Here is a 23456-nt window from a genome sequence, read left to right as displayed (position 1 = left end):
CTACCAGTCCCCTGCAAGCAGCGCGTCGGCCAGCACCTGCAGCTTCGGCGAGTGCTGGCGCGAAGGTGGGTAGATCAAAGAGAGTTCGCGGCTGCGGCCTTCATACGGTTGCAGCACGCGCAGCAGACGGCCGTCGGCCAAGGCGTCGGCCACGGCGAAGTCCATTACCTGCACGATGCCGATACCGGCGATGGCGGCTTCCACCAATGGGTCGCCGCTGTCGAACACCATCCGCGTCGGTGGCGTGAACTCGCGCAGCTGGCCGTCCTGAAGGAACTGCCAGTCCACCAGGCGGCCACTGCGCAGGTTGCGCACGGCCAGGCAGGCATGCCCCGCCAGTGCGGCCACATCGCCCGGTGCACCGCGCCGGGCGAGGTAGTCCGGGCTGGCGACGGTCACCCAGCGCAGCGGTCGCAGGGGCCGGGCGACGATGCGCTGGTCGGCGATGGTGCCGGTACGCAGCGCGGCGTCGAACCCCTCTTCGACCAGGTCGACCAGGCGATCGCTGAGCACGGCTTCGACCTGCAGTTGTGAATGACGCTCCAGCAGCGGCGCCAGCAGGGGCACCAGCACCTTGCGGCCGAACATCGACGGCGCACTGATCTTCAGCGTGCCCGACGGCGTGCAGGGGCGATCGGCAAGCTGCCGTTCCGCGTCCTCCAGTCCGCACAGCAGTGGCGCGACCTGTTCCACAAACTGGCGCCCATCCGGGGTCAATGCCACGTTGCGCGTGTTCCGCTGCAGCAGCTTCACGCCCAGGTCCACCTCGAGCCGGCTGATCGCGCGCGACAGCCCGGATTGGCTCAGGCCGAGCTGGCCGGCAGCGACGGTGAAGCTGCGTGCTTCGGCCACCTGCACCAGCATGCGCACCGCGTTGAGGTCCATCGATGATCCACTCATGCAGAAAATCATGACAGATATGGCGGGTGAGGGGTTTATTGATTTCGCTGCATCAATGAGACTGCGCTCCCCCTTCAGTCCAGACCACCGATGCCTCCCCTCAAATACCCGCGCTGGGCACTGACCCTGCTGGCCACCGCCCAGCTGATCATCGCCCTGGATGCCACCATCATCTTTGTCGCGCTGCATGACATGGGCCGCGCGCTGCAGATCAACGCGCAGCAGCTGCAATGGGTGGTCAGTGCCTACACCGTGGCTTTCGGCGGCAGCCTGCTGCTGGGCGGGCGTGCCGCCGACCTGATCGGCCGCCGCCGCTTCTACCGCCTGGGCATGCTGTTGTTCGCGGTGGCATCGCTGCTCGGCGCGCTGGCGCCGAATGCGGGCCTGTTGATCATCGCGCGCGCAGCGCAGGGCATCGGTGCCGCGCTGCTGTTCCCGGCAACGCTGGCCCTGATCAACACGCTGTATGAAGAAGGCCCGGCCCGCAACCGCGCGCTGGCGATCTGGAGCATGGCCAGTGCAGTGGGTCTTGCCTTGGGTACGCTGCTCGGTGGCGTACTCACCCAGGCCTTCGGCTGGCCGGCCGTGCTGGCGGTGATCGTGCCGCTGGCCACCGCGTGCGCGCTTGCCGCCGGTGCGTGGCTGCCGCCCGATGCTTCGCGCCCGCAGGGCCGTTCGTTCGATCTGGCCGGCTGCATCACCGTGACCCTGGGTGGCAGCCTGCTGGTGACCGCGCTGGTACAGGGCCCCGAATGGGGGTGGACGGCGCCCGTCACGCTGGGCTGCCTGGTGCTGTCGATACTGATCCTGTTCGCGTTCGTGCAGATCGAGCTGCGCAGCCGCGATCCACTGATGCAGTTCGCGCTGCTGCGCCTGCCGGGCCTTCGTGCCGCCCTCGGCCTGACCTTCGCGTTCATGAGCAGCTACGGTGTGCAGTACTACTTCATGGCGCTGTACTTCCAGGACGGCTACGGCTGGAGTCCGCTGCAGGCCGGCCTGGCATTCCTGCCGGCCACGGCGGTGTGCACCGTGGGCATCCAGCTTGCCGAGTGGACGCTGCAGCGCTGGAGCGCGCGCAGGGTGCTGGTGATCGGCAACCTGGCCGGTGCCGTCGGCATCGCCTGGGTGGCGGCGGCACTGCCGCATGCCTCGAATTTCTGGCCATTGCTGCCGGGCGTGGTGGTGTTGAGCATCGGCCAGGGCATGACCTGGACCGCGATGTGGATCGTGGCGGGTCAGGGCGTGCCGGCGGCGCAGCAGGGCGTGGCGTCGGGCATGGCGGCCACCGCACAGCAGATCGGCGGTGCGCTGGGCCTGGCGGTACTGGTGATGGTGGCCAACGCCGACGTGGCAGCTGCCGGCTCTCCGGATGCGCTGACCGGGCTGGTGCGTGCGGAGTACGGCGCCGCAGTGTTTGCACTGCTCGGCGTGGTCATCGCGCTGGCCCTGCGCCCGGCGCCGGTCGCCCCGGCGGTCCCCGCCTGCCTGGCCAACGACGCATGATCGACCTGCAGGATGACCCGGTAGCGCCGGGCCATCCCCGGCGAGGCGCAACGCGACGGTGAATCCTCCAGTGCCGCCGGGCATGGCCCGGCGCTACCGGGCCCGGATGGCGTTACACCGATGCCAGCAGCCGTGGCTGCAACGCGCTGAAGATCCGCGCCAGCCGCTCGGCCCACGCCTGCTGCCCGGCCGCGTCGGCGATCAGGTCCTGACGGATCTCCAGTTCCACGTGCACCAGGCCGCGCCCTTCGCCGTGCACCGGTACCGCGTAGTCGCTGGTACTGCTTACCGAATACGGTTCGTTGTCACCGACCACCAGATCGCCTTCGTCGCGCAGTGCCTGCAGCAGGGCGTGGGCAAAGCGCGTGTCCTGGTGGTAGAGCACGCCGGCATGCCATGGCCGCAGCGTGCCGTTCATGGAGGGAGTGAAGCTGTGCATCATCACCAGCAGGGTCGGGCGGCCGGCTTCGCGGCGCGCATCCAGTTCCGCTTCGATGCGGGCGTGATAGGGCGCGTGGATCGCGTCGATGCGCTGCTGCCGTTGTGCGGCCGACAGGCCGGCGTTGCCCGGTACCACGGTGTGATCGCTTGCTTCCGGAATCAGGGTCGGCGATGCCAGCGGACGGTTGCAGTCGATCAGCAGGCGCGAATAGGTCTGCTCGATGGCCCAGGCATCCAGCCGTTCGGCCAATGCACGCGTGGTGCCGGCGATGCCGATGTCCCAGCCGATATGGCGGTCAAGTTCGCGCTGCGGCAGGCCGAGGCCGGCCAGTGCGCGCGGTACCTGCTGCCCGGCGTGATCGGCCAGCAGCAGGTACGGCGAAGCGCCCTGCGGCCGGTGGATGGTGTAGATCGCCGGGTCGTCAGCGCCCAGCAATGCCGGCAAGGTGTGCAGGTCGGCGTCAGCCACGCGGGCGCCCGTCCAGGTGATGTTCGATCATCCACAGCCCGGCCCAGAGCTTGGCATCGAGCTCGTAGCCTTCGCCCATCTTCTGCACCAGCCACGCGGCAGCCTGCTTGAGCGGGACCTCGTGCACCGTGATGTCCTCGCTGTCATCGCCGCCGCCTTCGCCGATCCGGCGCAGGCCGGTGGCGCGCACGAAGGCGATCTTCTCGCTGCTGGCGCCTGAGGAGGTCGGGCCGATCATCAGCACTTCGGCGTGCTCGGCGGTCCAGCCGGTCTCTTCTTCCAGTTCGCGTACCGCCGAGACTTCGATCGACTCGCCGGCATGGATGTCACCGACCAGCCCGGCCGGCATCTCGATGGTCGATGCCTGCAGGGGCACGCGGAACTGCTCGACGAACAGCACCTTGTCCTCGGGGGTGACGGCGATGATGATCGCCGCCAGGCCACCGGCGTGGGTGCGTTCGCTGTATTCCCAGGTGCCGCGTACCAGCATGCGCTGGTACTTGCCTTCATAGACGACACGCGGGGCTTCGGTATTGCGCTGGCTCATGCGGGCTCGCCGGAATTGGAAAAGGAGGGAGTGGGAAGCGGGTCGGCCATGCCGGCGGCGTTGAACAGCCGGCGGCGGGTCATCGGGCCGAAGCGCAGGGTCTGGCACAGGCCGCCGAGCAGCTCCGGGTCGGCCGTCTGCCGCAGCAGGCCGGGCTGGCAGCCTTCCAGCGGCGCGTCCAGCGCGATGGTGGTCAGCTGTCGCCAGAGCAGGGCATGCTCGCGCTGCTCGCGCAGGCGCACTGCCATCTGCGCTGCGCCGCGCAGGCGCAGGAAGGGCACTTCGTCCAGGCGCTCGTACAGCACATCCAGGCTGCCGAAGTGGGCCAGCAGGACCGCCGCGGACTTGCTGCCGACGCCGCTGATGCCGGGGATGTTGTCCACCGCATCGCCGCACAGTGCCAGGTAGTCGGCGATCTGGTGCGCATGCACGCCATGCCGCGCTTTCACCCCGGCCACGCTCCAGCGCTGGTTGCGCGCATAGTCCCACTGCTCGTCGTGGTCCAGCAGCAGCTGCGACAGGTCCTTGTCGGCGGAAATGATGACACCGCGGTGGCTGCCGCGGTGCACATGCAGGGCGCTGCCGATCAGGTCGTCGGCCTCGTAGTCGTGATGGGCAAGCACGGCCAGACCGAGCGCCGCGCACAGTGCCTTGCAATGCACGAACTGGCGCTTCAGCGCCTCCGGAGCCGGATCGCGGTTGGCCTTGTACGCCGGATACAGGCGATGGCGGAAGCCGCTGTCCAGCGCCTCGTCAAAGGCGATGGCGATGTGCTGCGGACGCTCGCGTTCGAGCAGGTCCAGCAGGAAGCGCGCGAAGCCGTGCACGGCATTGGTCGGCCAGCCCTGCGCATCCTGGAACTGGTCGGGCAGCGAGTGCCAGGCACGGAACACGTAGATGCTGGCGTCGACCAGGTACAGCGCCGGCGCCGGTGCCGGCAAGGTCATGCCGGTGGCGTCCAGTCGCGCAGCAGGGCGGCTGGATCCGGACGCTCGCGCTCGGGCACGTCGGCGCGGGCGGTGCCGATATGGATGAAACCGGCGATGCGCTCGCCGTCGGCCAGCCCCAGATGGGCGTGTACGGCCGGGTCGAACGCCATCCACGCCGTCAGCCACTGGGCGCCGAAGCCCAGCGCCTGTGCGGCCTGCAGCAGGGCAAAGCAGACGCATCCAGCGGTCATCAGCTGCTCCTGCTCGGGCACCTTCGGGTCGGGGCGGGGGCTGGCCACCACCACGATCACCAGCGGCGCATGGCTGAAACGCTGGCGATCCTTCTCGAACACGGCCTCGCCGGCAGTGGGATCGCGCTGGCGGCTGCGCTCGGCCAGGAACGCGCCCAGAGTGTGACGCGCATCGCCGGCAATCTTCAGGAACCGGAACGGCACCCGCTTGCCGTGGTCGGGCACCCGCACCGCCGAGGTGAGCATACGCAGCAGGGTCTGCGGGTCCGGCCCGGGCTCGCCCAGCTGCCGCGAGGGCACCGAGCGGCGGGCATCGAGGGCAAGCAGGGCGGCGGGATCGGGCATGGCGTCTGAACCGGTCATCACGGGCATTTGATTATAGTCGCGGTGGTCGATGACGCCGTGGCTGCGGCGTCTGTCCCCTCACTATCAAACTGTGATGAACATCATGCCACTGGCGGCAATCGGACGCCGGCTTCCTCTCGCCTCGCGGGCCTTGCACGGCTTACGATATCCCTCTTGCCGGGCCGTGGGTCACGAGGTTTGAAGTGAGGACTGTTTCACTGTCCGTGAGGGGCGGGCCGGCCTACCATCGACGTATCGGTACATGGGGTGTGCCGGTCGTCGCGATGTCCATGTTGTCTGTCGCACCAGAGAAGGTGGGGAGCCTTCCCGAATGATGAGCGCGCCCACACCGTTGGGAACGTCGGGTCGTGACCCGGCCCAGTTCCAGCTTGCCCGTGACGCCGTCCTGCCCGCGCTGTGCCAGGCCTTCGGGGCGGCACTGGCGCGCTTCGACGACGCCCTGTTCGACCGTGCCGGCAATGCCGGCGCCTCGCAGCTGCTGTTCCTTGATGCGATGCGCGAGCTGCGCCGGCGGCGCGAGGAGATAGCGGCGGCCTTTGCCGGCCATCTGCAACGCGCCTGGGCGGCTCTGGTTGCCGGAGAGCCACTGTCGGCGGATGCGACCCTGTCCGGCCCGGCCGAGGATGGCCTGAGCCTGCTGGCCGAGCACGTGCTCGAATCGCGGCTGGCGGTGCGCAACTTCGCCACGGTGCTGCTGCGTGATTTCAAGCCGGTTCTGGCGCGGCTGGACCGCCGCCTGGGCTGGCTGGCCGGCGATGTGCCGCTGGATGCCGACCTGAACCCGATCAGCCCGGAACACCTGGGCGTGGCCATCCACGAGGCCTTCGCCGGCTGCGAACTGGCGCCGGAAGTCCACCTGGTGCTGATCAAGCTGTGCGAGCGCGACCTGCGCGCGCCGGTCGGCCGCATCTACGACAAGCTGGACGAGCAGCTCGCGGCGGCCGGCGTGATGTCGCAGATGGGCGCGGTGCGCCGCACCCCGGCGGCCCCGGGCCCGCGTCCACCGCAGGGGCTGGACGATCTGGTCGAACAGCGCCCGGTGCCGGGGTTCGACAGCGATTTCAGCGATGACGAGCAGGCCGCACCGGCGTGGGCGCAGCGCTTCGCCGCGCGCTGGTCCGAGCGCCGAGGCCACCTTCAGCAGGCCGGTGGGGACGGTCCCGGCGCCGCCGGCAGCGAGGCCTATGGCCAGCAGGGGATGTTGCTGGAAGCGCTGCAGGAACTGCTGCAGCAGACGCGCCACGTGCGTGAGGACGCAACATCGGCCGCGCAGGTGGCCGTGGGCCAGCAGCGCCCGTTGAGCCAGCGCGAGATGATGTCGGTGCTGTCGCTGCTGCAGGCGACCCCCAGCGCCACGCTGCGTGCGGCGATCGGTGAGGATGGTGAGTCGCTCGCGCAGCGCCTGAAGAGCGAGGTGTTGTCCAGCGCTACCCGGCTGGGCGTCGACCCGGGCCAGACCCGCCTGGATCCGCAGGACGAGGACGCGATCGACCTGGTCGGCATGCTGTTCGACGTCATGCTGGATGAACGCGAACTGGAGGGCCGCTCGCGCGAACTGATCGGCCGCCTGGTGGTGCCCTTCGTCAAGGTCGCCATGCTCGACCGCCGCATGTTCGTGCAGAAGACCCATCCGGCGCGCAAGCTGCTCAATTCGTTGGCCGAGGCCTGCGAAGGCAACACCGGCGAGAGCCAGGCCGAGCGCATGCTGATGGCCAAGGTGGAAGAGATCATCGAGCGCCTGGTCGCCGAGTTCAACGAGAACCTGGCCATCTTCCTCACCCTGGAAGAGGAGTTCCGCGACTTCCTGGTGCAGCACCGTCGCCGCGTCGAGATTGCCGAGCGGCGCGCAGCGGAAACGCAGCGCGGCCAGGAAAAGCTGGAAATGGCCCGCACGCGCGCGGCCACCGAGCTGGATCGCCGCATAGGCGATGCCACCCTGCCACCGGCCATCGCCGAGTTCCTGCGCCAGCCGTGGCAGCACCACCTGACCCTGGCGCTGCTGCGCGAGGGCGAAGACGGTGCATCGGTCGCCGAAGCCCTGGCTCTGGGCGATGGCCTGCTGGAGGAAGTGGCCGAAGCGCGCCGGCAGATCATCGGCAAGCCCTGGCTGCAAGCCTGGCAGCCGGTGCTGGCCAAGGTGTTCGCCAGTGTCGGCGTACACGGCGATGCGGCAACCTCGGCCATCGATGCACTGCATGACACCCTGCAGGGCATCGCCGAGTCACGGCCGGAGCTGGAACGTGCGCTGCCGGAGCTGCCGCAGGTTGTCCTGCCCATGCCGCCGGTTGCGGACTCGCCGACGGTCGAACTGGGCAGCCAGGTGGATACCGACGATTTCGACAATGCCGATGCCGATCGCTTCCGCCGGATGGAGATCGGCAGTTGGCTGGACTTCGTCGACAAGGACGGCAAGGTGCAGGCCGGCAAGCTGTCCTGGGTGAGCCCGATTTCTTCCCGGCTGCTGTTCGTCAACCGGCGTGGCGTGCGCTTCTGCGTGGCTTCGCCGGAGGAACTGGCGGTGATGGTGCGGCTGGGCCGCCTGCGTGCGCATGTCGACGATGGCGCCTTTGACAGCGCCATGCAGGGCGTGATCGACCGCCTCGACCCGGGCAACGCCACCCTGCACTGAGCGGGAGCCGCCTGCTAGGATCGGGAAAACTCACCGATCAGCGGGGACCTGCATGGCCGTGGCGTTGCTGGGGATCAAGGAGACCGCGCCGGGCGAACGGCGCGTAGCGTTGACGCCGGAGACCGCGCGCAAGCTCGCCGCACTGGGCGTCACCGTCTGGTACGAAACCGGTGCGGGCGAGGCCGCCGGTTTTCCCGATGCCGCCTATCAGGACGCGGGCGCACGTGCATTCGATGACGGTCGCTGGGGCGAGATCGACATCCTTCTGTGCGTGCAGGCGCCGCCGGCGCAGGTGCTGGCCCGGCTCAAGCCGGGCGCAGCCGTGGTCGGCCTGCTGACGCCGGCCAGCGATCCGACACTGGCGGCGCTGGCCAGCGAGGACCGCCTGCTGCTGTTCCCGCTGCAGCTGTTGCCGCGCACCACCCGTGCGCAGGCGATGGATGTGCTCAGTTCGCAGGCCGGCATGGCGGGCTACAAGGCTGCGCTCATCGCAGCCGAGCGTGCACCGCGCTTCTTCCCGATGCTGACCACCGCGGCCGGTACCGTGCGTCCGGCCAAGGTGCTGGTGATCGGCGCCGGCGTTGCAGGATTGCAGGCGATCGCTACTGCGCGCCGCCTCGGCGCCCAGGTGGAAGGATTCGATGTGCGGCCGGAAACGCGCGAGCAGATCCAGTCGCTGGGCGCACGCTTCCTCGACCTGGGCGTCAGCGCGGCCGGCGAGGGCGGCTACGCGCGGGCGCTGACCGAGGAAGAACGGGCCGAGCAGCAGCGGCGGCTGGCCGACCATCTGCGCAGCGTCGATGTCGTGATCTGTACCGCAGCCGTGCCGGGCCGTCCGGCACCGACCATCGTCACTGCGGCGATGGTGGAAGGCATGGCGGCGGGCAGTGTGATCGTCGATCTGGCGGCCGAGAGCGGCGGCAACTGCGCGCTGACCCAGCCGGGGCAGTGCATCGAACACCAGGGCGTGACCATCGATGGACCACTGGGCCTGGCCAGCCGGGGGGCGACCCAGGCCAGCGAGATGTATGCGCGCAACCTGCTCAACTTCGTTGCCCTGTTCGTACGCGAAGGTCAGCTGAACTTCGACTGGGAAGACGAACTGCTGGCAAAGACGCGCTGGCAGGCGTGAATGACATGGGGTCAGATCCCTTTGCCTCTGGCAAAGGGATCTGACCCTGCATCCCGAAGGCCTACCGCGGCTTTGCCGGTGGCGGGTTGTCCCGCACCCAGTCGCGACGCTCCTCCGGCGTCATCCGGGACCAGCGATCGCGCAGGGCGTCGCGCTGGGCAGGGGGCAGCTGGCGCATCTGCCCGAACAGTGCGCGTGCCTGTTCACGCTGTTCCGGGCTCATGTGCTCGAACCGGCGCAGGCCACGGCGGGCCTTGTCGCGCTCTTCCGGGCTCATGGACTGCCAGCGCTGGCCATGGGCCAGCATGCGCTGGCGCTGACCGGCATCGGCGCCGTTCCAGCGGTCGCGCAGCGGGGCCAGCACCGCCTCGCGCTGGGCGGGGCTGAGCTGATCCCAGGCAGGCAGTGGAGCACCGGGAGCGGGCGGCGCGGGCGCATGGGTCTGCGCCAGCACCGGTGCTGCAGGCAGCAGCGCCAGGGCGATCAGCAGGGGCAGGGAGAGATGTCGCAGCATGATTCACTCCATCGCCAGGTCGGTGTCGCCCAGCCACAGGTACAGATCGGGATTCTCGTCGTACAGCGCGCTGTTGTCTTCCACTGCGGCAACGGTCGGTACCGGCGCTGGCCGCGTCGGCACGTCCGGACCGGTGAACTGCACGCCGATGCCCAGCGCCACCACCAGCGAGCAGGCGCTGGCCAGCCACCAACGCCAGCGCCCACGATGGGCTGCATGGGCGCCCTGGCGGGCCTGGCGCAGGCGCGACAGCGTTGCCGGCGACAGCGCCTGCAGAGAATGCGCATGCAGGCGCCGCAAGGCGTCATCGGAGGGCAGGGAGCGGTTCACGGGGGGGTCTCCAGATAATCCTGCAGCGCCTGCCGGGCGCGTGCGAGATGGGTCTTTACCGCGCCTTCGCTGCAGCCCATGGCGTGGGCGGTGGTGGCGCCGTCCAGATCCTGCAGCACGCGCAGGGTGAACGCTTCGCGCTGGCGGGCGGGCAGCGTACGCAGCGCCTGCACCAGCTGCTGGTACTGCTGGTGCTGCTCGTGCGCCTGCGCCGGGGTAGGGCCGGGGTCGGCCCAGTCGATGTCGGCACCGTCGGCATCCTGGTTGTCGCGCCAGAACGGCAGGCGGAAGCGGCGTCGGCGCTGCAGGTCGATCACCCGCCGGCGCAGGATGCTCCAGAACAGGGGCGCCCATTCGCTGGCGGGCTTGTCGGCATAGTCCAGCATGCGCAGCAGGGCATCCTGCACGGCGTCCAGGGCATCCTCGCGCTGGCGCAGGCCGGCCTCGGCGAAGCGGAACGCGCGCGGGCCGATGCTCGCCAGGAACGCTTCCAGCGACGCTGGCAGGGCATCGGTGTCGGCGGTCGGGGGGACGGGGCTGCTCACCAGCACAGGGTACGGTTCCTTGCTCGGGGTCACCATCGACAACGCGTGAGCGCGGCCCCGGTTGACGAGGATGCGCGCCGGGTTCAGCCCATGGTTATGATGGGCCGACGAAGACAGAGCGGGAGCGTTGCTGATGAGTGACGGGTTCGTGGCGCTGTACATCTTCATGCTGGCCGCCATCGCCGGCCACGTGATCATTTCGCGGGTGCCGGTGATCCTGCACACCCCGCTGATGTCGGGTTCCAATTTCATCCACGGCATCGTGCTGATCGGCGCGATGGTGGTGCTCGGCCACGCACAGACGCCGCTGGAAAAGGCCTTGGGCTTCATCGCCGTGGTGCTCGGTGCCGGTAACGCCGCCGGCGGCTACGTGGTCACCGCGCGCATGCTGGAGATGTTCAGGCCGAGCGCGCCGCGGGCAGGCAAGGACGAACCGAAGGAGCCGCAGGCTTGAACATCAGCACCGTCGAACTGCTCGATTGGCTGGTCAAGGCCAGCTACCTGGTGGCCGCCACGCTCTTCCTGCTCGGCCTGCAGCGGATGGCCTCGCCGCTGACCGCGCGCAGCGGCATCCGCTGGGCCGGGCTGGGCATGCTGCTGGCCACCGCGGCCACCTTCTTCCTGCCCGAGCTGCACAACGTGCCGCTTATCCTGGTCGCGCTGCTGCTGGGTGCCGGCCTGGCCTGGTGGTCGGCCGGCAAGGTCGCGGTCACCGACATGCCGCAGATGGTGGCGCTGTACAACGGCATGGGCGGTGGTTCGGCGGCGGCGATCGGTGCGGTCGAACTGCTGCGCTACGCCTTCCTGGCCCATCGCGATACCACCCATTGGAGCGAACAGGCGCTGGCCGACCTTGCCGCGCGCCAGCCTTCCACCACCGTGCTGCTGCTGGCGGTGGTCGGCGCCGCGATCGGCGCGGTGTCGCTGTCCGGCTCCGTGATCGCCTGGGCCAAACTGGATGGCCGCCTCGACAAGCGGGTCACCTGGCCAGGGCAGCAGGCGTTGAACCTGCTGGTGGCGTTGGCGGTGGTGGTGCTGGCCATCGTCGCGGCCAGCACGCTCAGCACCTGGGCGATCATCGCCTTCTTCGTGCTGGCACTGGCGCTGGGCGTGCTGATGACGCTGCCGATCGGTGGCGCCGACATGCCGGTGGTGATCTCGCTGTACAACGCATTCACCGGTCTGGCGGTGTCCTTCGAGGGCTACGTGCTGGGCAACGAGGCCTTGATCATCGCCGGCATGATGGTTGGCGCGGCGGGCATCCTGCTGACCCGCCTGATGGCCAAGGCGATGAACCGGCCGATCCGCAACGTGCTGTTCTCCAATTTCGGGGGTGGTGCAGGCGGAGAGGCACAGGCGATCACTGGCGCGCAGAAGCCGATCGAGGCAGCCGATGTGGCGGCAATGATGGCTTTCGCCGAGCGCGTGGTGATCGTGCCCGGTTACGGCATGGCCGTGGCCCAGGCCCAGCACAAGATCTGGGAACTGGCACAGCGGTTGGGGCAGCGCGGGGTCAAGGTGAAGTTCGCCATCCATCCGGTCGCCGGGCGCATGCCCGGGCACATGAACGTGCTGCTGGCCGAGGCCGGTGTGCCGTACGACCTGATCGCCGACATGGACGACATCAATCCCGAGTTCGCCAGTACCGATGTGGTGCTGGTGATCGGCGCCAACGACGTGGTCAATCCGGTCGCACGTACCGATCCGGCCAGTCCGATCTACGGCATGCCGGTGCTGGACGTGATCAACGCACGCAACGTGGTGGTGATCAAGCGCGGTCGCGGGACCGGCTTTGCCGGGATCGAGAATGCGCTGTTCTACGCCGACAACACGCGCATGCTGTACGGGGACGGCGCTGAGGCGGCGGCGTCGCTGGTCAGCGAGCTGAAGGCGCTCGACGGCGGTCATTGAGCCGTACCGGCAGCGCCGGGCATGGCCCGGCGCCTGCTGCGAGGGCCGCTGCGCTCGCCGGGCATGGCCCGGCGCTACCCGAATCAGGTGCGATCAGCGCGCCAGCCAGGCGCCGACGGCCACGCCGATCGCCAGCCACAGCCATTCCATCGCGCCATTGGCCAGGTTGATCAGCGTCCAGGCCAGATGCGGGCCCATGCGCAGCGAGGCGTCCCAGGGGTTGAGCCCCATCGAGCCGCCCATCCAGGCGCTGGCGATGGCCCAGTTCGCCACCGCCGCCACCAGCAGCGTGCCGGCCACCACGAGGGCCACGCGAAGACGGCCGGGACCGAGTGTGCCCAGACGCAGCATGAACACCAGTTCCAGAGCAGTCAGCACCGCCATCCAGCCGACCTGGCGGCCGGTCATCAGGGCCAGCAGCATCCAGGCGAGGGGAGCAACAACCAGGCCCAGCAGCAGCATGAAGGGCCAGAGCCAGGTCACGGTCCTGGCACGCGCGGCATTGGAGGACATCGAAGCTTCCTGAAAGTCACCCACAGGATACTGTGGTTTGCCGCGGTGCACCGGCGGGCGCAGGACGGCTGGGCTAGAATGCCGTCTTGCGTGGCCATGGCCACGGCCCCATATCGGTCCCCATGTATTCCCGTAGCAGCGAACCTGTCCACTTCGAACGCGATTGCGAGGCCGTGATGGTCCCGCAGGGCGACACCGTGACCCTGCCCGCCGGCAGCTATGGGTACATCACCCAGGCGCTGGGCGGCAGCTATTCGGTATTCGTCGAAGGCAACCTGTTCCGCATCGCCGGCAAGGATGGCGACGCCATCGGCAAGGAAGCACCCGCTCCGCTGGAACTGCCGGCCGACGCCACCGACGAACAGGTGGAGCAACTGGTATGGCAGCAGCTTCGCACCTGCTTCGATCCGGAAATTCCGGTGAACATCGTCGAACTGGGCCTCGTCTACGAGGTCGAGATCAAGCATCTGGACGAGGGCCAGCGCGAGATCGACGTGAAGATGACCCTGACCGCGCCCGCATGCGGCATGGGTGACATCCTGGTCGACGACGTGCGCAGCAAGCTGGAAATGATCCCGACGGTGGCCGAGGCCGACGTCGAGCTGGTGTTCGATCCGCCATGGAACCAGCACATGATGTCCGAGGCGGCCCGTCTCGAGACCGGCATGCTTTGACCCAGGGCCCGCAGTGACGCGGGCCCGGCACTACCCGCAACCAGAACAGGAATCCTCCGGTGTCCCAGTCCATCCCCAGCTTCGCCGTCACCCGTTCGGACCACCCGCGCAGCGCTGAAGAGCGCGCCACGATCCTGGAGAAGCCGGGTTTCGGCCTGCACTTCACCGACCACATGGTGGAAGTGCGGTGGGACAAGGACACCGGCTGGCACAACGCCAACGTGCGTGCCTATGGCCCGTTGCAGCTGGACCCGGCAGCGGCCGTGCTGCATTACGGCCAGGAGATCTTCGAAGGCATCAAGGCCTACCGCCACGCCGACGGCTCGATCTGGACCTTCCGTCCGGACGCCAACGGCCGTCGCCTGCAGCGCTCGGCACAGCGCCTGGCGCTGCCGGAACTGCCGGTGGAGATCTTCGTCGAGTCGCTGAAGCAGCTGATCGCCGTGGACAGCGCCTGGGTGCCGTCGGCGGATGAGTCCAGCCTGTATTTCCGCCCGTTCATGATCGGCGACGAGGCCTTCCTCGGCGTGCGTGGCGCGCACAAGGCCGGCTATTACGTCATCGCCAGCCCGGCCGGTCCGTACTTCGCCAAGGGCGTGGCACCGGTGTCGATCTGGCTGTCCACCGAATACGCGCGTGCGGCCAAGGGCGGCACCGGCGCGGCCAAGTGCGGTGGCAATTACGCCGCCTCGCTGCTGCCGCAGCAGAAGGCCCAGGCGCAGGGCTGCTCGCAGGTGCTGTTCCTCGACCCGGTCGAGGGCAAGTACCTGGAGGAACTGGGCGGCATGAACGTCTTCCTGGTCTACAAGGACGGCACCCTGGTCACGCCGCAGCTGTCGGGCAGCATCCTGGAAGGCATCACCCGCGAGAGCATCCTGCAGCTGGCCCGCGACCGCGGCATGAAGGTCGAGGAGCGCAAGGTCAGCATCGACGAGTGGAAGGACGGCGTTGCATCCGGTGCGATCAGCGAGGTGTTCGCCTGCGGCACCGCTGCGGTGGTGACTCCGATCGGCCAGCTCAAGGGCGAAGGCTTCTCGGTGGGCGACCTCAACGCGCCGGCCGGCGAAGTGACCATGTCGCTGCGCAAGGAACTGACCGACATCCAGTACGGCCGCCTGCCGGACCGTCACAACTGGCTGGTCAGGCTGGGCTGATCCTCCCGCCAGGCTGTAGCGCCGGGCCCATGCCCGGCGGCGCTGTTCCCCGAAGGCCCGTCCCCGCGACGGGCCTTCGTCGTTTACAGGGAAGGCCGGCCGCCGATGTCGGCAAAGTCATCGGTGGACAGGACATCTGCCCAGCCAGATTCGTGCGCGTGGCGCGAAAGTTCCTTCATCTTCACAAACCCTCGACCCGGAAAGTCTCAGATCGAACATTTCATGTTCCTGAAAAGACACTGAAAATATTGTGGTGTCCGGTTTAGGCCATTAGCGTCATCGGCACGGCGGATCGTAAGGGGGATCCGCTGGCTCGCCGGACTCCGGACCTCGCCAACGCAAGCCAGCCCATGGTTCGGGCCGGTGTTTCTGCCGATTCCGGCATTCACACCACTAGAAAGGGAAATACGATGTCCCAGGTAACGCAACCGCGTGTGCGTCGAGTGTGGGTGGTCCTTGGTGCTTCCGTTCTTTCATCGCTGCTGCTGGCCACGCCTGCGCTGGCCGGTGATGTCCAGCTCAGCGGGCTGCAGTCCGCGCCGACGCACCAGCGTTTCATCGTCAAGTATCGCGACGGCAGTGCGCCGGTGGCCAACACCACCGCCCTGGCATCGTCGCTGAAGACAGCGGCTGCGGGCCTTGCCAGCAGCCAGGGCCGCGCGCTGGGCCTGCAGCAGGTCCGCAAGCTGGCCGTCGGCCCAACCCTGGTCAGGACCGATCGTCCGCTGGACCAGGCCGAATCCGAGCTGCTGATGCGCAAGCTCGCTGCCGACCCCAACGTCGAATACGTGGAAGTCGACCAGATCATGCGCGCGACGCTGACGCCGAACGACACCCGCTTCAGCGAACAGTGGGGGTTCGGTACTTCCAACGCCTCGATCAACGTGCGCCCGGCCTGGGACAAGGCCACCGGCACCGGCGTGGTCGTCGCGGTGATCGACACCGGCATCACCAACCACCCCGATCTGAACGCCAACATCCTGCCCGGCTATGACTTCATCAGCGACGCGGCAATGGCACGCGACGGCGGTGGCCGCGACAGCAATCCCAACGACGAGGGTGACTGGTACGCCGCCAACGAATGTGGCGCAGGCTACCCGGCCTCCAACTCCAGCTGGCACGGCACCCACGTTGCCGGCACCGTCGCAGCGGTGACCAACAACAGCACCGGCGTGGCGGGTACTGCCTTCAATGCCAAGGTCGTGCCGGTGCGCGTGCTCGGCAAGTGCGGTGGCTACACCTCCGACATCGCCGACGCCATCGTGTGGGCTTCCGGCGGCAGTGTCAGCGGCGTGCCGGCCAATGCCAATCCGGCCGAGGTCATCAACCTCTCGCTGGGTGGTGGCGGCAGCTGCTCGACCACCTACCAGAACGCGATCAACGGCGCCGTCGGCCGTGGCACCACGGTGGTGGTGGCCGCAGGCAACAGCAACACCAACGTGTCTTCATCGGTACCGGCCAACTGCCCGAACGTGATCGCGGTGGCGGCCACCACGTCGGCGGGCGCACGTGCCAGCTTCTCCAACTACGGCACGGGCATCGACATCTCCGCGCCGGGCCAGGGGATCCTGTCCACGCTCAACACCGGCACCACCACGCCGGGCAGCGCCAGCTATGCCTCGTACAACGGCACCTCGATGGCAGCACCGCACGTGGCCGGCGTGGTCGCGCTGATGCAGTCGGTCGCACCGAGCCCGCTGAGCCCGGCCCAGGTGGAAAGCATCATCAAGAGCACCGCTCGGCCGCTGCCGGGTGCCTGTTCGGGTGGCTGTGGCGCCGGCATCATCGACGCCGATGCGGCAGTGGCGGCAGCGATCAATGGCGGTGGCAACCCGAACCCGGGCGGTACCGTGCTGCAGAACAACGTACCGGTGAGCGGACTGGGTGCCGCATCGGGCGCTTCGCTGAACTACACCGTCAATGTCCCGTCCGGCAGCAGCCAGCTGCGGGTGACGATCAGCGGCGGCAGCGGTGATGCCGACCTGTACCTGCGGCAGGGCAGCGCGCCGACCGATACCGCCTACACGTGCCGTCCGTACCTGAGCGGCAACAGCGAAACCTGCACGGTCAACAGCCCCGCTGCCGGTACCTGGTACGTACGGGTGAAGGCCTACAGCACCTTCTCGGGCGTGACCCTCAACGCCCAGTACTGAGCCCAAGACCCTCTCCTAGGGCACGCCCTGGCTTCGGCCGGGGCGTTTTTGCATGGGGCCGCGCGGTGGTGCGTGCCGCCGCGTCGTGGGGCGTGCCGACCTTGGTCGGCACTCCGTTCCTCAAACCGATTCGAAGCGGTTTGCGGCAACGTTCTTGCGCACGTGCTGCGGGTCGAAAATCCGCCCGTTCATCGCGATGTAGACGCCGGCCGGCAGCGACTGTACCGCGCCGATCGCGCAGCCGATGTTGAACTCCGCGTCCGAACCGCGGAAACGTGCCGGACTGAGCGCGCCGGTCATCACGATGGTCTTGTCCGCGATCGTCGCCAGCACCTTGCCGGTCTGCACCATCGAATCGGTGCCATGGGTCACGAGCACATGCCGGGTCGGCTGCGCCGCGATGGTGGCCCGGATCAGCTCGCGGTCCTCATCGTTGATGTGCAGCGAGTCCTTGCGCAGGATCGGAATCACGTTGAAGCGGAACGTGACCCCCAGCTCGCGCAGGATCATGCCGATCTGCGGATCGCCGATCTGGTAGTCCGACTTGTCGTCGAAGTAGATCTTGTCGATCGTGCCACCGGTGGTGACGACCAGGAGCTCTTCCATCATGTGCATGCGCGAAACCAGGACAGGTGCAGCGGCGCGGGGCCGGGAACGCAGATGATACGGCCCGGGAGGCGCAGCGTCAGCGTCGCCTGCCGAAGCGCGCACGCAGGCCCGGCAGGCTGGCGGCGAAGATCACGGTCAGTGCCAGGGCAATCTCGAGCAAGGCCAGCCAGCGCGTTTCCGGGTGGCTCCAGGCGCTCATCACGCCATGGCTGAACCAGCCCAGCGCCAGCACGGAGGCCCAGAACCCTGCCTTGCGCCAGCCCAGGCGCAGGGCGATGGCCAGTGCAAGCGGTGGGGCGGTGAACACCAGCTGGGTGGCCAGCCAGTGCTTGTCGTTGATGAACCAGCCTGCAAACAGCGCGGCCAGACCCATCAGGGCCAGCAGCAGAACCGTACGCGGCGCGGCGTTCATCGGGCCAGCCGCTGCGCGATATCGGCGACGCGACGGCCCAGCGCCCGCGCCAGCACCGCCTCATCATCGGTCGGCTGCGGGTCGTCGGCCGCTCCCGCCACATGGCTGGCGCCGTAGGGCGTGCCGCCGCTGGTGGTGTGGCTCAAACCCGGTTCGGTGAATGGAATGCCGACGATCAGGCAGCCGTGATGCAGCAACGGCACCTGCATGGTCAGCAGGGTCGATTCCTGCCCGCCGTGCATTGATGCGGTCGAGGTGAACACGCCGGCGGGCTTGCCCGCAAGCGTGCCATTGACCCATTCAGCACCGAGCCCATCGAGGAAGTGCTTGACCGGCGCGGCCATGTTGCCGAACCGCGTCGGACTGCCCAGCAGCAGCCCCTGGCAGTCGGCCAGATCCTGCACGCTCACGTAGGGGGCGCCATCGTCGGGCACCGGCGGCTGTGCGGTCTGGGTCACGGCCGCCACCGGCGGCACCGTGCGCAGCCGCGCCACCATTCCCGGCACCTCGCCGATTCCCCGCGCGATCTGGCGCGCCAGCCGTGCCACCGAGCCACCGCGGCTGTAGTAAAGCACCAGGATCTCGCCCATCGTGCCCAGGTCTCCTCATCGTGTGGACGCCAGTATGGCTATCCTGCGTGCATTCCGCATCGGGTACCCTTGCGCCGATGGAACCTCTGGATACGCTCAACCTATGGATGGAACGCGCGCGCGATCGTGCGCGTGCCGCCAGCTTCGGCCGCTTCCTGTGGCACCGCTTTCTCGATGACCGCCTGTTCCAGGCGGCCGCCGCACTGGCCTACACCACGGTATTCGCCCTGGTTCCGCTGGCGATCGTGGTGTTCGGCGTGCTTTCGGCCTTCCCGGTCTTCGACCGCTGGAGCGATCAGCTCAGCGACTATGTCTTCTCCAACTTCGTGCCCAATGCCGCACGCGCCGCCGAAGGCTACCTGCGGCAGTTCTCGGCCAGCGCTGGCCAGCTCACCGCGGCCGGCTTCATCGCCCTGGTCGTCTCGCTGCTGATCACCCTCAACAGCGTGGAAGAGACGTTCAACAAGATCTGGCGGGTCGGATCGACCCGGCCCAAGCTGACCCGCTTCCTGGTCTACTGGACCGTGCTGACCCTGGGCGCGATGCTTGCCGCCGCCTCGCTGGCAGTGTCGGCACGGGTACTGGCAATGCCGCTGTTCGGGACCCAGGAGGGGCGCTGGCTGGCCGACCTGTCGCTGCGGCTGGCACCGGTGCTGATCGAATTCGTCTGCATCAGCCTGATGTTCCGGGTCGTGCCGCACCATACGGTGAAATGGCGGCACGCCGTCCCCGGCGCGATCCTGGCGGCGGTGATCCTGGAGCTGGTGAAGTGGGGCATCGGTGCCTACCTGGGCAGTTTCCAGTCCTACCAGAAGCTCTATGGCACGGTCGCGTTCGTGCCGATTCTGCTGCTGTGGATCTATCTGTGCTGGGTGGCGGTGCTGCTTGGCGCATCGCTGGCATCGTCGATGGCGGCGTTCCGCTACCAGCCGGTCGAGCTGCGCCTGCCGCAGGGCTATGAATTCTATGGGCTGCTGCGCCTGCTCGGCCGCTTCCACCAGGCGCGTGCCCGGGGCAGGGGGCTGGCCGATGACGAGATCCTGCGGCTGGAGCCGATGCTGACCGACTCGCTGCTGCAGGACCTGGCCTGCAAACTCGAGGCCATCGGCCTGCTGCGCCGCGACGAGCGGGGTGAATGGCTGCTCGCGCGCGACCTGGACCAGGTCAGCCTGGCCGATCTGTACGAATGCACCCAACTGCGCATCCCGGTGGCGGAGCAGCATCTGCCCTACCGCGAAGACAGCCTGGGCCAGGCCGCGCTGGCGGCGCTGGATGAACTGCGCCTGCCTCTGCGTGAGCGCCTCAAGCGTCGCGTCAGCGATATCTATCCCGATTCCGGAGACACCCCATGACCCGCACGACTCCGCTGCTGCTGGCAGTTCCATTGGCCGTGGCGCTTGCCCTGGCGGCCTGCAAGCCTGCGCAGGACGCGACCCCGGCCAGCAGCCAGCCACCGGCCCAGGCTCCCGCACCGGCGGCACCGCCTGCGGCCGAGGACACGCCGGCCGAGCGTGTCACGGCCGAGTTCCCCACGTTGAAGATGAAGGCCGTCGATGGCAGCGAGTACGACCTGGCGGCCCATCGGGGCAAGTGGGTGGTGGTGAATTTCTGGGCCACGTGGTGCGCACCATGCCGCAAGGAGATGCCGGAGTTGTCCGCGCTGCACGCCATGCGCAGCAACATCGAAGTGGTCGGCCTGGCCTATGAGGACATCGAGGTGCCGGAGATGCAGTCGTTCCTGATCAAGCATCCGGTGACCTATCCGATCGTGATTGTCGATCCGTTCGATCCGCCGGCGGACTTCGCCACGCCGCGGGGGCTGCCGCTGACGCATCTGATCGATCCGCAGGGCCGGGTGGCCCACAGCTTCCTCGGCCCGGTTACGGCGGCCGACATCGAGAAGCAGATCGCGGCTGCGAAGTAGTGGGTGTGCCGGCAGGGCCTGCGGCCCTGCACCCGCTACGCGCAACAGCAACAGCAGACATACCGTGGGGTGGCGGGGCGGTGTCGGAGTGCGGGGACGCCGCAAGTACGTCCCTGTAGGCTTGGCAGCCGCATCCATGCGGCTGACACCCCGCACTCCGACACCGCCCCACCTCTGACAGATATCTGCAATCTGATAGATCGACGCCATGCGTGGATCTACTGAAGCTCGCAGGAAACTGTCGAAGGCGGGGTGGGTCCGGTTGCGGGGGTGTCCGCGGCATGGATGCCGCGGCCAAGCCCCCATGGATGGGTTTACGGCGTCCCCCGCAACCGGGCCCACCCCGCCATCCCTCAGGAAACCTGCTTCTGCTTCTGCCGTTGCTCGTAGCGGGTGCAGGGCCGCAGGCCCTGCAGACAACCCCTACTCCTCGACCGGGAAGTCCTCGATCGGCTTCAGCACATCGTAGTGCTCGCGATGCAGCTTGCCCTTCAGCTTCGGCAGCTCCGGCAGAGGCGCGTCCACGCGGGTGTCGGGCAACCGGTCCAGCAGGTTGCGTACCAGGGTCAGCCTGCCCAGCCGCTGATCGTTGAAGTCCACCAGGGTCCACGGCGCACCTTCGCGATGGGTGGCACGCAGCATGGCCTCCCGTGCTTCGGTATAGGCGCTGTACTTGCTGCGCGATTTCAGGTCGACCGGTGACAGCTTCCAGCCCTTGAGGGGATCGATATGGCGCTCGGCGAAGCGCTTCTCCTGCTGCTCCTGGTCCACGCACAGCCAGTACTTGAACAACAGGATGCCGTCATCCACCAGCAGCTGCTCGAACACCGGGGCCTGGCGCAGGAACTGCTGGTACTGGCTCTCGCTGCAGTAGCCCATGACCCGCTCGACACCTGCGCGGTTGTACCAGCTTCGATCCATCAGCACGATCTCACCCGCCGCCGGAAGGTGCCCGACATAGCGCTGGAAGTACCACTGCGTCGCCTCGCGGTCGGTCGGCTTGGGCAGCGCCACCACCCGGCACTGACGCGGATTGAGGTGCTGGCTGATGGCCTGGATCGCGCCGCCCTTGCCGGCGGTGTCGCGGCCTTCGAACAGCACCAGCAACCGCTGCCCGCTGTGCTGCACCCAGCGGGCCATCGCGGTCAGTTCCAGCTGCAACGGCAGCAGCAGTTCGTCGTAGTCCTTGCGTTTGAGCTTGCCCATCGTCATGCCGCGCGGAAAGGAGGGCCCAGCCTAGCGCAGCGGTTGCTCAGGCGCCGTCGACGCCCTGCCAGCCCTGCTCGTGCGCCAGCTGCTGCAGCAGTGCCGAAAGGTCGCGGGCGAAACCGGCCATGTCGAACACGCCGCTACGCGCGCGGGCCTGTGCCAGTTCGGCGCGCAGTGCGGCCAGCGCTGCCGGATCGTTGCCGAGCGCACGGGCGGTGGCGATGAACGCCGCATCGTCGGCAACGTTCATCCGTGCCAGGCCCAGGTGATGGTTGAGGCTGCCGGCCACGCGCGCGGCGAAGGTCTCGCCCGGGCAGGTGAGTACCGGGCAGCCCGCCCACAGTGCGTCGGAGGCCGTGGTGTGCGCGTTGTACGGGTGTGTATCCAGGAACAGATCGGCCAGTTGATAGCGGGCCAGATACTGCGGATGCGGCAGCTTGGGCATGAACACCAGCCGCGCCGGGTCCAGACCCGCTGCCTGCGCCGCTGCCCGCAGGCGCGCATCGGCCTGGCCGGGGCCGGACAACAGCCATAGAACGCTGCCAGGCACCGCCGCCAGGACGGCGAACGCCCGCCCCATGCTGCGCGGGTTGAGCTTGTAGCTGTTGTTGAAGCAGCAGAACACCACGCCGTGTCCAGGCAGGCCGCACACGGCGCGATCCGGTGCCGGCTCGAGCGCGCGGGTGTTGTCCGAGGGCTGGAACGCGCGCGGCAGGTACACCACGCGCTCGCTGTGGTGGGGCGCCAACGCCGCTGGCAGGACGAACGCATCGGCGATCACCGCATCCAGCCACGGTGCGCCGGATGTGCCGGGATAGGCCAGCCAGTTGAGTTGCAGCGGGGCAGGGCGCAGCGCCAGCACTTCCGGCGCGCCGCCACCGCCCCAGCCACGCAGGTCGAACAGCAGGTCGATGCCCTGTGCACGGATGGCGGCAGCGATGTCGGCATGGCGGCGCCCCGCCAGATCGTGCAGCCGGGTTGCCGCCTGCAGCCGCTGGCGGATGCGGCTGCCATCGTCCCGGTTCAGTGCGAACAGATGCAGCTGCAGTTCCGGGTGCCGGGCCAGCTGCTCGAACAAGGCAACGGTCAACAACCCGGTCGGATGTGCGCCGAAGCCGTTGGAGAGGAAGCCGATCCGCAGGGCTCCCTGCGTCCGTACCTTCACAGCGGGCATCGGCCGCACCGATGCGGCCACCGCTGCGGCGCGCGTGCGGGCACAGGCCAGCTGCTCGGCGGCGCTGGCGTCTTCGCTGAGGAAGGCAAAGGGCTCGATCGCGCCCTGCCCGGTCGCGACCGCGCCGCGCACCTGCGCGGCCAGGGCCTCCACGTCCTGCCAGTCGCACAGGCGGCGTTGCCATGCCAGTCGCTGGGCGGCGATATAGGGTTCGTCGGGCATCAGCCCATGTGCACGCCGGTACGCGGCCGCCGCGCCCTCGGGGTCGCCGGCATCTTCCAGGGCATGGCCCAGCCACAGCGCGATGCCGGGATGCTCCGGAGCGCGCGCTGAAGCCTGTCCCAGCAGCGTCGCAGCGTCGGCGTGCGCACCGGCCATCCATGCCACGCGACCCAGGCGGGCCAGTGCTTCGGGATGGTCCGGCCGCAGCTGCAGTGCACGCCGCGCGGCCTGCTCGCCTGCGCCGATGTCGCCGGCTTCCAGTTCCAGATCGGCCAGCATCACCCAGGCGACGAAGTCACCGGGCTGGCGCGCGATCGCCTGCTGCAGTTGTTGCCGCTGCTGCCAGGCCGACATC

Annotated in this window: 24 protein-coding genes; 10 read left to right on the top strand and 14 right to left on the bottom strand. The window is 68.4% G+C overall.

Features of this window, described 5'->3' with window-relative positions:
* Entirely contained in the window at positions 1–885 is an 885-nt protein-coding gene (locus tag ACX9OW_RS17250; RefSeq protein WP_065182851.1) for a LysR family transcriptional regulator, read from the bottom strand.
* 105 nt (positions 886–990) lie between these two features.
* On the opposite strand from ACX9OW_RS17250, the gene ACX9OW_RS17245 reads away from it, so the two are divergent.
* A complete protein-coding gene (locus tag ACX9OW_RS17245; RefSeq protein WP_459062611.1) occupies positions 991–2403 on the top strand; it encodes an MFS transporter in 1413 nt (470 codons plus the stop codon).
* A gap of 112 nt (positions 2404–2515) precedes the next feature.
* On the opposite strand, the gene ACX9OW_RS17240 is transcribed toward ACX9OW_RS17245, so the two are convergent.
* From ACX9OW_RS17240 to ACX9OW_RS17225, 4 genes are read right to left on the bottom strand one after another with little or no spacing between them, the layout of a single operon-like run.
* Entirely contained in the window at positions 2516–3313 is a 798-nt protein-coding gene (locus ACX9OW_RS17240; RefSeq protein ID WP_053519126.1) for an N-formylglutamate amidohydrolase, read from the bottom strand.
* Entirely contained in the window at positions 3306–3860 is a 555-nt protein-coding gene (locus ACX9OW_RS17235; protein WP_053519128.1) for an NUDIX hydrolase, read from the bottom strand. Before ACX9OW_RS17235 ends, ACX9OW_RS17240 begins: the two co-directional genes overlap by 8 nt.
* The gene (locus ACX9OW_RS17230; RefSeq protein ID WP_065175990.1) at positions 3857–4807 is read right to left on the bottom strand and encodes a 5'-3' exonuclease; all 951 of its coding nucleotides are present in this window, start codon (positions 4805–4807) and stop codon (positions 3857–3859) included. The genes ACX9OW_RS17235 and ACX9OW_RS17230 overlap by 4 nt, the downstream gene beginning before the upstream one ends.
* Positions 4804–5385, bottom strand: coding sequence for a nitroreductase family protein (locus ACX9OW_RS17225; protein ID WP_053519162.1), 582 nt, complete (start codon positions 5383–5385; stop codon positions 4804–4806). Before ACX9OW_RS17225 ends, ACX9OW_RS17230 begins: the two co-directional genes overlap by 4 nt.
* A gap of 331 nt (positions 5386–5716) precedes the next feature.
* Here ACX9OW_RS17225 and ACX9OW_RS17220 point away from each other — a divergent pair, with 331 nt between their 5' ends.
* Together ACX9OW_RS17220 and ACX9OW_RS17215 are read left to right on the top strand one after the other, a co-directional pair.
* Positions 5717–8035: a DUF1631 domain-containing protein gene (locus ACX9OW_RS17220; RefSeq protein WP_128988694.1), complete on the top strand. Its 2319-nt coding sequence runs from the start codon at positions 5717–5719 to the stop codon at positions 8033–8035.
* A gap of 52 nt (positions 8036–8087) precedes the next feature.
* Complete coding sequence (locus ACX9OW_RS17215) at positions 8088–9167, top strand: NAD(P) transhydrogenase subunit alpha (protein WP_459062610.1); 1080 nt, start codon at positions 8088–8090, stop codon at positions 9165–9167.
* A 61-nt stretch (positions 9168–9228) separates the two neighbouring features.
* Here ACX9OW_RS17215 and ACX9OW_RS17210 read toward each other — a convergent pair whose 3' ends face one another.
* The 3 genes from ACX9OW_RS17210 to ACX9OW_RS17200 are packed head-to-tail and all read right to left on the bottom strand — an operon-like array spanning position 9229 to position 10592.
* Positions 9229–9681 (bottom strand): DUF3106 domain-containing protein, encoded by a 453-nt coding sequence (locus ACX9OW_RS17210; RefSeq protein ID WP_053519136.1) that lies wholly within the window; start codon positions 9679–9681, stop codon positions 9229–9231.
* Between the two features lie 3 nt (positions 9682–9684).
* Complete coding sequence (locus ACX9OW_RS17205) at positions 9685–10011, bottom strand: hypothetical protein (RefSeq protein ID WP_053519138.1); 327 nt, start codon at positions 10009–10011, stop codon at positions 9685–9687.
* On the bottom strand, positions 10008–10592 hold the full coding sequence (locus tag ACX9OW_RS17200; RefSeq protein ID WP_459062609.1) for an RNA polymerase sigma factor: 585 nt from the start codon (positions 10590–10592) through the stop codon (positions 10008–10010). Before ACX9OW_RS17200 ends, ACX9OW_RS17205 begins: the two co-directional genes overlap by 4 nt.
* A 97-nt stretch (positions 10593–10689) precedes the next feature.
* On the opposite strand from ACX9OW_RS17200, the gene ACX9OW_RS17195 reads away from it, so the two are divergent.
* Both ACX9OW_RS17195 and ACX9OW_RS17190 read left to right on the top strand, forming a co-directional pair.
* On the top strand, positions 10690–11010 hold the full coding sequence (locus ACX9OW_RS17195; protein ID WP_053519142.1) for an NAD(P) transhydrogenase subunit alpha part 2: 321 nt from the start codon (positions 10690–10692) through the stop codon (positions 11008–11010).
* Complete coding sequence (locus ACX9OW_RS17190) at positions 11007–12467, top strand: NAD(P)(+) transhydrogenase (Re/Si-specific) subunit beta (protein ID WP_065182857.1); 1461 nt, start codon at positions 11007–11009, stop codon at positions 12465–12467. The genes ACX9OW_RS17195 and ACX9OW_RS17190 overlap by 4 nt, the downstream gene beginning before the upstream one ends.
* 93 nt (positions 12468–12560) lie before the next feature.
* Here the strand turns inward: ACX9OW_RS17190 and ACX9OW_RS17185 are convergent, their stop codons facing one another.
* Positions 12561–12980, bottom strand: a complete 420-nt coding sequence (locus ACX9OW_RS17185; protein WP_053519146.1) for a hypothetical protein — start codon at positions 12978–12980, stop codon at positions 12561–12563.
* 122 nt (positions 12981–13102) lie between these two features.
* On the opposite strand from ACX9OW_RS17185, the gene sufT reads away from it, so the two are divergent.
* From sufT to ACX9OW_RS17170, 3 genes are all read left to right on the top strand, one after another.
* The gene (sufT, locus tag ACX9OW_RS17180) at positions 13103–13654 is read left to right on the top strand and encodes a putative Fe-S cluster assembly protein SufT (protein ID WP_004144911.1); all 552 of its coding nucleotides are present in this window, start codon (positions 13103–13105) and stop codon (positions 13652–13654) included.
* A 59-nt stretch (positions 13655–13713) separates the two neighbouring features.
* Positions 13714–14808, top strand: coding sequence for a branched-chain amino acid aminotransferase (locus ACX9OW_RS17175; protein ID WP_053519148.1), 1095 nt, complete (start codon positions 13714–13716; stop codon positions 14806–14808).
* Positions 14809–15218: 410 nt separating this feature from the next.
* Positions 15219–16961, top strand: coding sequence for a S8 family peptidase (locus ACX9OW_RS17170; RefSeq protein WP_053519150.1), 1743 nt, complete (start codon positions 15219–15221; stop codon positions 16959–16961).
* Positions 16962–17081: 120 nt separating this feature from the next.
* Here the strand turns inward: ACX9OW_RS17170 and ACX9OW_RS17165 are convergent, their stop codons facing one another.
* The 3 genes from ACX9OW_RS17165 to wrbA form a co-directional block, all read right to left on the bottom strand.
* Entirely contained in the window at positions 17082–17567 is a 486-nt protein-coding gene (locus ACX9OW_RS17165; RefSeq protein WP_053519164.1) for an asparaginase domain-containing protein, read from the bottom strand.
* Positions 17568–17646: 79 nt separating this feature from the next.
* A complete protein-coding gene (locus ACX9OW_RS17160; RefSeq protein WP_065175995.1) occupies positions 17647–17982 on the bottom strand; it encodes a DUF2069 domain-containing protein in 336 nt (111 codons plus the stop codon).
* Positions 17979–18572, bottom strand: a complete 594-nt coding sequence (gene wrbA / locus ACX9OW_RS17155) for an NAD(P)H:quinone oxidoreductase (RefSeq protein ID WP_053519154.1) — start codon at positions 18570–18572, stop codon at positions 17979–17981. The genes ACX9OW_RS17160 and wrbA overlap by 4 nt, the downstream gene beginning before the upstream one ends.
* 77 nt (positions 18573–18649) lie before the next feature.
* Between wrbA and ACX9OW_RS17150 the strand changes: the two genes are divergently transcribed.
* Positions 18650–19924, top strand: coding sequence for a YihY family inner membrane protein (locus tag ACX9OW_RS17150; RefSeq protein WP_053519156.1), 1275 nt, complete (start codon positions 18650–18652; stop codon positions 19922–19924).
* On the top strand, positions 19921–20496 hold the full coding sequence (locus tag ACX9OW_RS17145; protein WP_459062608.1) for a TlpA family protein disulfide reductase: 576 nt from the start codon (positions 19921–19923) through the stop codon (positions 20494–20496). Before ACX9OW_RS17150 ends, ACX9OW_RS17145 begins: the two co-directional genes overlap by 4 nt.
* A gap of 423 nt (positions 20497–20919) precedes the next feature.
* On the opposite strand, the gene ppk2 is transcribed toward ACX9OW_RS17145, so the two are convergent.
* The gene (gene ppk2 / locus ACX9OW_RS17140) at positions 20920–21702 is read right to left on the bottom strand and encodes a polyphosphate kinase 2 (RefSeq protein ID WP_277381432.1); all 783 of its coding nucleotides are present in this window, start codon (positions 21700–21702) and stop codon (positions 20920–20922) included.
* Between the two features lie 46 nt (positions 21703–21748).
* Entirely contained in the window at positions 21749–23455 is a 1707-nt protein-coding gene (locus ACX9OW_RS17135) for an O-linked N-acetylglucosamine transferase, SPINDLY family protein (RefSeq protein WP_277381433.1), read from the bottom strand.
* Between the last annotated feature and the right edge of the window lies 1 nt (position 23456).

It is taken from the genome of Stenotrophomonas genospecies 5 (assembly GCF_054473825.1).
The sequence above is the reverse complement of the archived record's forward strand: the minus strand, read 5'-3'. Positions and strand labels throughout refer to the sequence as shown.

What these genes read in the sequence shown, in the direction of transcription:
- ACX9OW_RS17250 (WP_065182851.1), bottom strand. Translation starts at nt 885, where the DNA reads ATGGACCTCAACGCGGTGCGCATGCTGGTGCAGGTGGCCGAAGCACGC.
- ACX9OW_RS17245 (WP_459062611.1), top strand. Translation starts at nt 991, where the DNA reads ATGCCTCCCCTCAAATACCCGCGCTGGGCACTGACCCTGCTGGCCACC.
- ACX9OW_RS17235 (WP_053519128.1), bottom strand. Translation starts at nt 3,860, where the DNA reads ATGAGCCAGCGCAATACCGAAGCCCCGCGTGTCGTCTATGAAGGCAAG.
- ACX9OW_RS17230 (WP_065175990.1), bottom strand. Translation starts at nt 4,807, where the DNA reads ATGACCTTGCCGGCACCGGCGCCGGCGCTGTACCTGGTCGACGCCAGC.
- ACX9OW_RS17225 (WP_053519162.1), bottom strand. Translation starts at nt 5,385, where the DNA reads ATGCCCGATCCCGCCGCCCTGCTTGCCCTCGATGCCCGCCGCTCGGTG.
- ACX9OW_RS17220 (WP_128988694.1), top strand. Translation starts at nt 5,717, where the DNA reads ATGATGAGCGCGCCCACACCGTTGGGAACGTCGGGTCGTGACCCGGCC.
- ACX9OW_RS17215 (WP_459062610.1), top strand. Translation starts at nt 8,088, where the DNA reads ATGGCCGTGGCGTTGCTGGGGATCAAGGAGACCGCGCCGGGCGAACGG.
- ACX9OW_RS17210 (WP_053519136.1), bottom strand. Translation starts at nt 9,681, where the DNA reads ATGCTGCGACATCTCTCCCTGCCCCTGCTGATCGCCCTGGCGCTGCTG.
- ACX9OW_RS17200 (WP_459062609.1), bottom strand. Translation starts at nt 10,592, where the DNA reads ATGGTGACCCCGAGCAAGGAACCGTACCCTGTGCTGGTGAGCAGCCCC.
- ACX9OW_RS17195 (WP_053519142.1), top strand. Translation starts at nt 10,690, where the DNA reads ATGAGTGACGGGTTCGTGGCGCTGTACATCTTCATGCTGGCCGCCATC.
- ACX9OW_RS17185 (WP_053519146.1), bottom strand. Translation starts at nt 12,980, where the DNA reads ATGTCCTCCAATGCCGCGCGTGCCAGGACCGTGACCTGGCTCTGGCCC.
- sufT (WP_004144911.1), top strand. Translation starts at nt 13,103, where the DNA reads ATGTATTCCCGTAGCAGCGAACCTGTCCACTTCGAACGCGATTGCGAG.
- ACX9OW_RS17170 (WP_053519150.1), top strand. Translation starts at nt 15,219, where the DNA reads ATGTCCCAGGTAACGCAACCGCGTGTGCGTCGAGTGTGGGTGGTCCTT.
- ACX9OW_RS17165 (WP_053519164.1), bottom strand. Translation starts at nt 17,567, where the DNA reads ATGGAAGAGCTCCTGGTCGTCACCACCGGTGGCACGATCGACAAGATC.
- ACX9OW_RS17160 (WP_065175995.1), bottom strand. Translation starts at nt 17,982, where the DNA reads ATGAACGCCGCGCCGCGTACGGTTCTGCTGCTGGCCCTGATGGGTCTG.
- wrbA (WP_053519154.1), bottom strand. Translation starts at nt 18,572, where the DNA reads ATGGGCGAGATCCTGGTGCTTTACTACAGCCGCGGTGGCTCGGTGGCA.
- ACX9OW_RS17150 (WP_053519156.1), top strand. Translation starts at nt 18,650, where the DNA reads ATGGAACCTCTGGATACGCTCAACCTATGGATGGAACGCGCGCGCGAT.
- ACX9OW_RS17145 (WP_459062608.1), top strand. Translation starts at nt 19,921, where the DNA reads ATGACCCGCACGACTCCGCTGCTGCTGGCAGTTCCATTGGCCGTGGCG.
- ppk2 (WP_277381432.1), bottom strand. Translation starts at nt 21,702, where the DNA reads ATGGGCAAGCTCAAACGCAAGGACTACGACGAACTGCTGCTGCCGTTG.
- ACX9OW_RS17135 (WP_277381433.1), bottom strand. Translation starts at nt 23,455, where the DNA reads ATGTCGGCCTGGCAGCAGCGGCAACAACTGCAGCAGGCGATCGCGCGC.